Raw genomic sequence first — 7,926 nt, forward strand, 5'->3', positions numbered from 1 at the left:
AGAACTACTCCCGATATCGAAAGTATATTTTTTATCATCAACTAAATAATTGAATACTGGATTATTACTCAATATCTCAGTATTCCAACCTTCTTTAAAGCTATTCGGTGATATATGTGTCACTATCTTTTCATTTTCTAGCCAGGCTAATTTAACGCTAGTAGAACCATCATCACAGGCAATTTTCAACATAAATAAACCCAATAAAGTAATTATACCTTACATAACTTAACTCAAAATGAGTTAATATTCAAATAAAATCTTATTTTGAGAATTAATTAAAATAAAATATTGCATAAATAAACAATAATATTAACTTAACCATCTCAAACTGAGTCATTAAATTACCAATTTAACTCATAACAACTCAAATTGAGAAAATAAAATAACAAAACCTCAAACTGAGGCTGATAAATAAAAAAATACAATTTTGTTATATTAAGATAATAACAATCTTACTCACTTTGAGCTTGCTGTCTTTAGTTATATCTTTTTCTTGTTTCGTCGTGCTAAACGTCGCAAATTATCGTCAACATCGGCTTGGGTGACTTTTCCTACTATCTGACCGTCTTTGTCATAACGAAACGCGCCTAACTGGATAAGTACCCGATAATCAGCGTGATAACCAATACTACCTAAACAGGCTCTTAAACGCCTTCTGGCTATCTGTAACTCCTTTTCCTTCACTTCTTGCCACATATCTTGTTGTATACCAATTTTCATTGGGCATAACTTGCCATCAGGAAAAAGATAAGGCCAAAAAGTGGTTATCTGTAAGATGGCTTCTTCTAACGGCAATCGCTTTTTAGGTGGTATGGGTGGTTTTGGAATTTTAACCTTCACTACCTGTTTAGGTTTTTCAACCTTCTTGGGCTGAGGTTTTGCTACCTTTTTGTGTTTCGGTTTTTTTGCCTGTTTTTTGGGCGCAGTATTCACCCAAACCTTTTACCGTAAACTGGGGTACTTGAGGGCTACTCTTCTTGTGAAGCCTTTCTAGGGCGATTGTAGTGGCGTTCTGTCATGGTTTAATCTTTAAACAGGGTGCTCATTTCAATATCAGTCAAGCCCGTAAATTTCATCACAGATTGCCTGTCCATACCTGTTATTAGCATTTGCTTTGCTATCTCAAGTTGAGCTTCAAGTTTACCCTTTTGAATACCTTCTTGAATTCCTTCAATTTTACCTTCTTGTCTTAATGCTTGAGCAATAGTCATAAGTGCTCCTTCGTGTTTCTCTGATTGTTTGGCTATCTCGGTGATAAATTCCATGGGTTTTTGTGCATTACCTTCCTGAATGAGATAGTTAAACAGGGTAATAACTTGATTATCGGTATAATAATTATACGACAACAGCGTCACAATTTCATTCATAAGCTCTGTCATATCACGTCGGCGAATGTGCTTTTGTATCAAAGTTAACAAAGCCATTCGCTTATGTTGCATAATCTGACCGTCTTCTAATGTTGTAACATCTGCCAATTTAAACGGTTGCGTATAGATACTCTCGGCTAGTTTTTTGTCATGAAAACAGTCAAACCAATTCGTACTATAGGGATGAGGGCTTTGTTCACCTGAGTAAAACAGAATAGGGAAAACCAACGGTAATTCCTTGTGTCCAGCGTCTAAATGCTTTTGCATCGCTGCCATGCTGTAGCGCATCAACCGCCATGCAATGAGCTTATCAGGTGAAGATTGCGCTTCAATCAAAACATAAATATATCCGCTACCTTTTTTTGTGCTGACGGAATAGAGAATATCACTCTGGTAATTCTTCATCTCACTATCGATAAATGAGCCCGATTCCACTTTGAGGCTATCTAAGTCACACAATGCCTTAATCTCATCGGGTAGCCATATATCAAAAAAATCTTGGGCAGTTTCTTTTTCACTTAAAAACTGCTTGAATACACTGTCGTGTGGCGTTGGGGTGAATTTTTTACTCATCTGATATCTTCAATGATGGCTAGCGTCAGATTGAATTATGGCAAACTAACCCGCTATATTAAATACGCTATTTATTCATTACGTGTCCGGCATTATAATCCAGCCATACAAAAACGCACCCTATCTTCTCAGGTGCGTTTATTTTTTGCTATTAGTATCTTTTCATGACTAATCAGAACGAAGCAGCTACGCTGCAAATCGATAATCGGTAAGTTCGGAGATTAAACCTCAATGTTGACTATTTTTTGGTCTCTTAGGCTAAATTTTTGATTGAAATTGCATATTGATATTCAATTCGCCCTCAAAAGTCTATTTTAAGCCACCTAGAACGCTCTCTACGGCATTTTCTCTGTTTCACCCATGAAAAACTACCGCTAAAAATCTTGCGAGGCTTAGCGTCGCTTCTAGTAAGATTTTGTGTTTTACTTTTGAAATGAGGCTCATCCTTCTGATTTCGTTAACTGAGTTAATGCCCTGATGAAAAAAGATTTCCAACCCAGACCGTGAACGAAGCAGCTACGCTGCAAATCGATAGCCTGTAAGTACTGATATCCAAAAAACGCACTGTATCGCATTCTAAGCGCCTTAAATCCAAAAGCGCTACCCTTTGGGTTACCTATATCGAGAAAACACCGTACAGCGAATATTGGGTGGCTTAAAATCGATTCCTGATGCCTACCTCAAGTGAAATATTCACTATCAGCCTCTATAATCTATTCCTGGATTAATTATGTTAATTTTTTGTTAAATTATTTTTGAAATTCTTAGACATTAAAATCCCGACGCTCGCCGCAAGTCTGTGACCGAGCGGAGTGAGTGAGCAGACGAGGAAGCGGAATATCACAACTGCAAAAAAGAAATACGGTCACTCAGTAGTAACATATCTTTGGGTTTAAAGTTTTTGTTGGGGGAAAAGTTATCCACAGGGGTAACGCCGATTAAAAAAGATTATATTTATTTTGATTATAAAAGATTAGCTGGCTTCTGGGGTGATTTTATTTTTTATTTTTTCTTTTATTTATCAATAAGTTATAAAATTCATCTCTTGGTTTTTTTATATTTAAAATCAATAACTTATAAATTTACTGCATTGAGCTACCTCTTACTTTTTATTGTGCATAATGAATTTAAGTTATTGTATTTATTATTATTATTTATCATTTTTTCTTTTGTTATACCCTGTTTTATGCTTGTAATCTTAATTTGTTGTGTTTGCGTTACCGCTATGCCGTGTTTGCGTTACCGCTATGCCGTGTTTGCGTTACCGCTATGCCGTGTTTGCGTTACCGCTATGCCGTGTTTGCGTTATGTTTGTTATATTTGTTTATTATGTTATAATTGATGTGATTGTTGAAGCTTTAGAGGAGTGTTGATGGAGAAGCCAATGGGTGCTAAGACACCTCTTTTAGAACAGTTTAAATCTAATATTTTTGAGATGCGACAAAAGGGGTATTCATACAGACAAATAGCAGATTGGCTCAACAAGAAAGGGATTACCGTTACTCCGATGACGGTAAATAGGTTTGTATTAAAGAACAAATAGTTTTAGCCCCTACTTGGGAAAGGCTAGGGGCTAGTAGCTAAAAAACCATCAGAGGGTTTTATGTCAGCATATATAATGATAGCTATTTGTATCGTGTTTTGTAAAGACATTCTTGGTTTGTCCGCTATGCTGCTAGCTAATGCATTTTATATTTTTCTTCACTTTCTTTTTCAGGTACAGGGAGTGATTTTGTGATGAAAAACATACTAGATCGATTTAATGCATTAGCTGAAAAGCATAAAAAAGCACCACAACATAGTGAAAAAAAAATAGATTATAAGGAGTTAATTTCAACAAGTGAGTCAATAGATAATTTATCAGAGGAGCATACATATTTGCCTGTTAGTAAAAAAATACAAACCCCCATTCCCAACGTTATTTTGCGAAGTGCCCTTTTTGGGGTGGTAGAAAAGGGTGGGAGGAAGTTCCAAAAAAATGCTATTAAGGCTACATTCAATGGTTATACCGTTAAATATACAGGGGAACAACTAGACCAAGCTGATTTGGATGTTTGGCTTGAGTGTATAAGTCGCTGTAAAGATACCCCGCTGGGACATACCGTCCGATTTTCATCATACGAATTTTTAAAGGCAATAAAGCGAAACACAGGGAAATCACAGTATGACTGGTTACATGATAGTTTGAATCGAATGCAATCTAGTGGTATTCACTTGTCTGACGGAAAATATACGTATATTGGAAGTTTAATCAATGAAATATATCGAGAGGAGGAAACCGGTAAAAATTGTATATCTTTAAATCCTAAAATTATCTCTTGTTTTGGGGATTCAAGTTGGACTGGAATTGCTAAAGATTTGAGATTAAAGCTTAAAACTAAACCCCTCACTCAATGGCTATATAGTTTTTTCAGCAGCCATGTTAAACCATTACCTATAAAAATTGAAACTTTGAAGAAACTTTGTGGTAGTGAAATAGCTGAGTTAAGAATGTTTCGTTTTAAGATAAGAAAATCTCTTAAAGAACTATCTTCTGTTACTGGATGGTCTTGTGAAATTGATGAAAAAGATAAAGTAATTGTAAACAAGAAATAACACTCTATGTCAGTGTTTCCGCACTGACATAGAGCTAACCCAAACCCTAAGACACCTAGGAGTTGAGCTATGCGAAATAGTACGCATATTGCACGCATAATGAAAGCGTGCGGCATATCAACAGAGCAGCTTTTGAGCTTTGCTCGCACGTCAAAATACCTTACAACCCGTCAGCGTGAGTACCTTCGTAGTATCGGGGGTGTGGTATGAGATATTTGACTTCAAACACCCAGCCGAATGTATTTTTGAATGACAAGAATATTAATCATGTTATCAAAACGTCTTTGGAGCGCGAGATTAATAAAATTGGTATGTTGAAATATTCCTATTCCGTTTTTGATAAAAATAATCCTAACCGTTATTTTTGTTTGTCAAATTATCCCGAAGAATGGGTTGAAATTTACAAATCAGAAGGCTACCAGTACGTCGATCCCCTCATTAAAAAATCATTAAGCCGGACTTTACCGTTTTTTTGGGATGAAAATATTCTCATCAATTTGAGATTGAAGTTAAAAAAGATCATGAATGCAGCGAAAAACTGTCACTGTGATTCTTGTCGCGGTTATACCTTTATCTTTCACGACCTCAACAACTGTTTGGCACGGTTAAATGTGATTTTCAATGATCAAAATTCCCCTGAACTGGAAAGACAAATTAAAGAAAAACTGCAAATGTTACTGCTGGTAACGCACAACAAACTGATTGACGCTTACGCTTACACAGAAGAGAGCAATCAGCATAAAAAGGGGAGTGAAATCTTTACGTTGCGTGAAAATGAAATTCTTTACTGGGTGAGTCTGGGCAAAACGTATTCAGAAATCGCGACGATATTAGGTATCAAAATAGGCACAGTTAAATTTCACATGAGCAACGTCGTGAAAAAACTGGGCGTATATAATGCGAAACAGGCGATAAGAATCAGTGCGGAACTTAACCTTATCAAGCGATTTGGGGGTGAGGTATGAAATCCGAGATGATTAAATTCTTTTTGAGTAGCGCTGTTCCTTGTGGTTTCGCGGATAGTGATGGGAAAATTCAGACTAATGCCATCATGACGGAATTATTGGCGTTGAATAAAGATGCGCCTGATATGGAGGATTTATTAGAGAAAATCCGCACTGAAAAATCCCCATTTTGGGTCATAAGCAATTTGGCGTTTGATTACAAAAAACCACCGAAACTTTGGCAATTTGATTTTATCCCATTGTTGAGTCAGGAAAATGGCTACTTAGGCACTTTCTTCTATGCTCATGAGTTCCTGTTTTTATCACCGCTGGAGTATGTCGATAACATACAGCCTTATGCGGTTACTACGGAAAAACCAAGCAAACTGTTCACTGATAAAGAGTGGCAAGTATTGTTCTTCACGATGCACCGTTTTAGCAGCAAAGAAATTGCTAGACGGTTAAATATTTTTCCATCAACGGTTGAATCGCACTTGAATACTATCTACAGAAAAGTCGACGTGCATTCAGCTTGTCAGCTAAGGGCTTTTTGCCGAGAAAAAGGGATAAATCGTTATATTCCTCCTCGACTACTGTCTTCTGACAGACAACGTATTAGTTCCCATGCGGTTAATTGAGCTTATTGCTCTGTTCATTAACCAAATAGCTAAGGAGCTAATAATGATTAAAACTGATAATGGGGATTTTTCACCGTTTTATCCTGCTTTTCCTGAATTATCTAACAAAGAAATAGATACCGCTATGTGGCTTTATATGCGTTTTTTACCTAAAAATATTGCCTCTTTAAGAGGGATTAGAACTGACTCAGTACAAAAACAATTAGGTAATATAATGGAAAAATTGCAAGTACATTCAAAAGTAGAACTTGAGGCAGTTATTGCTAGAAGAGTACTGATATTTGCATTGTGTCCAGGAGCGTTGGTAAAGATTTAATGCCAAAAATTTTAATTTTTGTTGTTTGTCAAGCCCCATTTTATGGGGCTATTCGAAATTCTGGATTTTTCTATGCTTATAACAACCGCGACATTGGATCTTAAGGATAGAAAAACCCTATGAAGAAGGATGAAACGTTTTCATCGGTAGCAACGGTAGTGGAGCTAACACCAGAGATGAATCGGTTGTTATCTCAAGCAGCTGCACGTTCCAGACGGAGCAAAACACAAGAGGCGACCATTCGACTTTTTGATCATTTAAAGAACTTTCCGGATATTGCAACAGAAGGTCAGCGGTTTCGAGAGAATAGTTGATGATAAAATAATTCTTGAAATAATTAGTTACATTTGTGTAACGATAAACTTTAAAAAAGTGAGATTTTCACTCTGTTTTTTTTTGAGGGTGCTTACTAGGTTTAAATAGATAAGCGATGATTACTTTTAATATTTAAACGTGGGTTTCTGAGTAAAAAGAGGGGCATATGACAGAGTGTAAGCATACAAGAAAAAGTCTATTAACGTTAGATTCGTTAAGTGAAATTCCACTGATATCGATTATGGAACGTTCAGGGATACCTTGGGGAATTAGAGATAATGAATCGCGGATGGTTTATATCAATCATACGGCAAAAAATTTCTTGAATATCCCTAAAGGTTTTGATTTTGAAGGGCGATTAGATCAGGAATTTCCTTGTCCTTGGTCTGAACTGGCTGATGAATTTAGCGCTCAAGATAGGAAAGCAGAAGCGAGTCAAGACGGAGCAGAAGTTATTGCAACGTCTTATTACGGCAAAGGGGATGTCCTTGAACCCTGGTATTGCGCCAAGTTTCCTATTTACAACAGTGAAGGATTGGTATTAGGAACGACCTTTTATGCGAAGAAATTTAGTTTTGTTTCTGTCTATGATTTTTTCAATAGTTTAAAGCCTTCTGTTGTCACGTTAACACCGCCTGAATCGCCTTTTAATGAAAGAGAGTTAGAGCTTATTTTTTTATGCGCTCCAAAGATTATCATCGAAAGAAATTGCTCACAAACTGATGCTTTCCTATCGAACAGTTGATAATCGATTACATGATATTTACCGCAAAATTGACGTATCCGGATTTGATGGATTAGTCGAATACTGTCAATCAACAGGGCTAAACAGTTACGTTCCTAAGTCTGTACTCAGACAAAAGGTCGATTTTTTCTGGTAACCATCAAGTTGAAATGAGGAGAGCAATAAACGAAACAGAATTCGAAAAGTGATAAGTAATCTATTTAACACGAGTTTCGCAGTCTCTAAAAAAGAAGTATAAATTTAAAAACAAGAAAAAATAAGGATGTTCATATTTTGTCCGGTTATCCATGCATTAAAGATATCTATAAAATATTCTTGCAAGTAAGCAGTGTAAGATACTCTAGTTTGGCGTTATCAGAAGTCAGCCCATCGCCTTTATCTCATGACACGGTTAGCCGATGGTTAAAAAGTAGATGTTTCCGCCCTAAAG

9 protein-coding genes and 1 pseudogene are annotated in these 7,926 nt (G+C 36.4%); 7 read left to right on the top strand and 3 right to left on the bottom strand.

All coding sequences use genetic code 11. The features are described 5' to 3' along the window. The 3 genes from parM to CBG25_RS21050 form a co-directional block, all read right to left on the bottom strand. On the bottom strand, nt 1-192 hold a 192-nt coding region (gene parM, locus CBG25_RS21040), incomplete at its 3' end, for a plasmid segregation protein ParM domain-containing protein (protein WP_290609003.1). A 291-nt stretch (nt 193-483) separates the two neighbouring features. Next, a complete protein-coding gene (locus tag CBG25_RS21045; protein WP_290609004.1) occupies nt 484-936 on the bottom strand; it encodes a ProQ/FINO family protein in 453 nt (150 codons plus the stop codon). A gap of 89 nt (nt 937-1,025) precedes the next feature. Further along, entirely contained in the window at nt 1,026-1,943 is a 918-nt protein-coding gene (locus CBG25_RS21050; protein WP_290609005.1) for an Rpn family recombination-promoting nuclease/putative transposase, read from the bottom strand. Nucleotides 1,944-3,315: 1,372 nt separating this feature from the next. Between CBG25_RS21050 and CBG25_RS21055 the strand changes: the two genes are divergently transcribed. The 7 genes and pseudogenes from CBG25_RS21055 (at nt 3,316) to CBG25_RS21085 (ending at nt 7,632) form a co-directional block, all read left to right on the top strand. Beyond that, entirely contained in the window at nt 3,316-3,486 is a 171-nt protein-coding gene (locus tag CBG25_RS21055; RefSeq protein ID WP_290609006.1) for a recombinase family protein, read from the top strand. Nucleotides 3,487-3,680: 194 nt separating this feature from the next. Beyond that, nucleotides 3,681-4,538: a plasmid replication initiator TrfA gene (trfA, locus tag CBG25_RS21060; protein WP_290609007.1), complete on the top strand. Its 858-nt coding sequence runs from the start codon at nt 3,681-3,683 to the stop codon at nt 4,536-4,538. Between the two features lie 206 nt (nt 4,539-4,744). Next, nucleotides 4,745-5,503 (top strand): LuxR family transcriptional regulator, encoded by a 759-nt coding sequence (locus tag CBG25_RS21065; RefSeq protein WP_290609008.1) that lies wholly within the window; start codon nt 4,745-4,747, stop codon nt 5,501-5,503. Beyond that, nucleotides 5,500-6,120 carry a helix-turn-helix transcriptional regulator gene (locus CBG25_RS21070; RefSeq protein ID WP_290609009.1) on the top strand — a complete coding sequence of 207 codons (621 nt, stop codon included), beginning with the start codon at nt 5,500-5,502 and terminating at the stop codon, nt 6,118-6,120. Before CBG25_RS21065 ends, CBG25_RS21070 begins: the two co-directional genes overlap by 4 nt. A 43-nt stretch (nt 6,121-6,163) precedes the next feature. Then, nucleotides 6,164-6,436: a LuxR C-terminal-related transcriptional regulator gene (locus tag CBG25_RS21075; protein WP_290609010.1), complete on the top strand. Its 273-nt coding sequence runs from the start codon at nt 6,164-6,166 to the stop codon at nt 6,434-6,436. Nucleotides 6,437-6,555: 119 nt separating this feature from the next. Then, nucleotides 6,556-6,750 (top strand): TraY domain-containing protein, encoded by a 195-nt coding sequence (locus tag CBG25_RS21080; RefSeq protein WP_290609011.1) that lies wholly within the window; start codon nt 6,556-6,558, stop codon nt 6,748-6,750. A 167-nt stretch (nt 6,751-6,917) separates the two neighbouring features. Continuing rightward, nucleotides 6,918-7,632 (top strand): annotated as a pseudogene (locus tag CBG25_RS21085) (LuxR C-terminal-related transcriptional regulator). Nucleotides 7,633-7,926: the final 294 nt, after the last annotated feature.

This window comes from Arsenophonus sp. ENCA, from assembly GCF_002287155.1.
GTDB lineage: Bacteria > Pseudomonadota > Gammaproteobacteria > Enterobacterales > Enterobacteriaceae > Arsenophonus > Arsenophonus nilaparvatae.